This is a genomic window from Nocardiopsis sp. TNDT3 (genome assembly GCF_003427465.1).
Lineage (GTDB): Bacteria > Actinomycetota > Actinomycetes > Streptosporangiales > Streptosporangiaceae > Nocardiopsis > Nocardiopsis dassonvillei.
On record NZ_QPFC01000470.1, the window covers coordinates 1 to 2,241 of the forward strand.

At 70.6% G+C, this 2,241-nt stretch carries 3 protein-coding genes; 1 reads left to right on the forward strand and 2 read right to left on the reverse strand.

Annotation, left to right across the window (positions count from 1 at the left end):
* Window positions 1–343: 343 nt before the first annotated feature.
* Window positions 344–622 carry a hypothetical protein gene (locus tag DQW06_RS12225; RefSeq protein WP_013152004.1) on the reverse strand — a complete coding sequence of 93 codons (279 nt, stop codon included), beginning with the start codon at window positions 620–622 and terminating at the stop codon, window positions 344–346.
* Window positions 619–1,401: a PspA/IM30 family protein gene (locus DQW06_RS12230; protein WP_013152003.1), complete on the reverse strand. Its 783-nt coding sequence runs from the start codon at window positions 1,399–1,401 to the stop codon at window positions 619–621. Before DQW06_RS12230 ends, DQW06_RS12225 begins: the two co-directional genes overlap by 4 nt.
* Before the next feature lie 96 nt (window positions 1,402–1,497).
* Here DQW06_RS12230 and DQW06_RS12235 point away from each other — a divergent pair, with 96 nt between their 5' ends.
* A complete protein-coding gene (locus DQW06_RS12235; RefSeq protein ID WP_013152002.1) occupies window positions 1,498–2,169 on the forward strand; it encodes a DUF3043 domain-containing protein in 672 nt (223 codons plus the stop codon).
* The last annotated feature ends 72 nt before the right edge of the window (window positions 2,170–2,241 follow it).

Sequence of the window (2,241 nt, forward strand, 5' to 3'; positions counted from 1 at the left end):
TCGGCGGACCGTCCCCCACGCGCACCGCGGGTCCCCGTGTTCTCCCTTTCCCCTCCACCACGTCCAACGGGCGGGGGTCCCGCCGAGGTTCCTGGACCGGGGGCGACGCACGCCACACGAGGCCTGCCGCAGGCCTGCCGCGTACGCCCCGGACGTGCGCTCCGGGCGGGCGCGTACGCCCCCGGGCACGCGAAAGCCGCCGTGACACGTGGTCACGGCGGCCTGGAAACGCGCGCGCAGGCACCGAGCGCCGCAACGGCCGACCGGGATCCGGCCCGCCGTGCGCACTCACCGGTCCGGGCACACCTGGACGGAGGCGGTGCGCCGGACGGAGGACCCGGTCCTAGCCGGGGATGAGACCGTCGTCCTGGAGCATCTCCCGCACCTCTTCCATGGTGGCGTCGGCGTGGGGGAGGATGAACTGCGAGGGCTCCAGCGCGTCGGGCGGCAGCGGCCGACCGTCCTCGCGGACCCTCTCCAGGAGGTCGTGCAGGGCACGGCGGAACGTGGCCTCGTCGCCCGACTCGATCGCCGACTCCAGCGCGGAGTCGAAGGAGTTGAGCAGCTCCAGGTCGGCGTCGGTGAGGTCGAGCTGACCCTCACCCATGATGCGGACGATCACGCGCCCTCCCGGTTACCGGTGCCGCCGGTGTTACCGGCGCCGTTGCCGCCCTCGATCTGGGGGGTGGAACCGCCGCTGCCCTGGCCGAGCTCCATCTTCATGCGCTCCAGCTCGGCCTCGACGCCGGTGGTGCTGGCCATGCGGTCCAGCTCGCTCTGGATGTCGTCCCTGGCGGTGCCGGTGACGTCGTCGAGCGCGCCGGAGGCGAGCAGCTCGTCCACGGCGCCCGCGCGGGCCTGCATCTCGGCGGTCTTGTCCTCGGCGCGCTGGACGGCCATGCCGACGTCGCCCATCTCCTCGGAGATGCCCGAGAAGGCCTCGCTGATCTGCGTCTGGGCCTGGGCGGCGGTGTAGTTGGCCTTGATGGTCTCCTTGCGCGTGCGGAAGGCGTCCACCTTGGTCTGGAGGCGCTGGGCCGCCATGGTGAGCTTCTGTTCCTCGCCCTGGAGGTTGGCGTGCTGCCCGCGCAGGTCCTCGATCTGCTGGGACAGGCCGGAGCGGCGGGTCAGGGCCTCGCGGGCGAGGTCCTCGCGCCCCTGCGTCAGGGCGGCGCGGCTCTGGTTCTCCAGCTTGCCGGACTGCTGCTCCAGCTGCTGGATCTGGAGCTCGACGCGCTTGCGGGAGGTCGCGACGTCGGCCACACCGCGCCGCACCTTCTGTAGAAGCTCGAGCTGCTTCTGGTACGAGTAGTCGAGCGTTTCCCTTGGGTCCTCGACCGAGTCCAAGGCCTTGTTGGCCTTGGACCTGAAGATCATCGAAAGTCGCTGAAACACGCTCATCGGCGTGGCCGTCCCCTTCTCGGTGCGTACATCGGCTGTTCCCAGCGGGCGCTTTGCCCAACCCTACGCGCTCTGGCCCGCGGTCGCCATAAAGCTATGACCGGCTACCCTGTGGGTGTGTTCCGACGTCGCTCCGCTTCCGCAGCCACGGATCCGGCCTCCGCCGAATCCGCCAGCCCTGAGGCCACTGAGTCCACCCAACCTAAGGGATACACGCCCAAGAAGGGTGTTCCCACCCCAAAGCGCAGGGAATCCGAGCCCAACCCCCGCCGACCGCTCAAGGCGCCCGAGACGCGCAAGGAGGCCTACCAGGCCTACCGGGACCGTCTTGACCGCCAACGCGGCAGGGGCACCGCGAGTTCCGCGATCAAGGGCGTGCCCAAGGACGAGGCCCGCTACTACCGGCAGCAGGACCTCGGCGAGGCCCGGGCGTTCGCCCGCGACTTCGTCGACTCGCGCCGCAGCGCCAGCGAGTTCTTCCTGCCGTTCTCGATCCTGATCATCGCGCTGCTGTTCATCAACATCCCGATGTTCCAGATCGGCGTGGCCTACGTCCTGTGGCCGCTGATGATGGTCACCATCATCGCCGAGGGCGTCATGGTGGGCCGCACGGTCAAGAGGCGCGCCGCCGAGTACTTCCCCGACGACCCCGCCGTCAAGGGCATCGGAATGTACGCGGCCATGCGCCAGCTCCAGTTCCGCCGCCTGCGCCTGCCCAAGCCGCGGCTCAAGGTCCGCGAGGACCCCACGCCCCGCCGCGCGCACTGACGGCTCCCATCACCGCCTCCCCCGACGACGTGAGCCCGGGCCGGTCCCAGCACCGGCCCCTCACTCCCCGCC

Bases quoted from the DNA above. Each gene is read 5' to 3' on its own strand.
- DQW06_RS12230 (WP_013152003.1), bottom strand. From the start codon at position 1,401: ATGAGCGTGTTTCAGCGACTTTCGATGATCTTCAGGTCCAAGGCCAAC.
- DQW06_RS12235 (WP_013152002.1), top strand. From the start codon at position 1,498: ATGACCGGCTACCCTGTGGGTGTGTTCCGACGTCGCTCCGCTTCCGCA.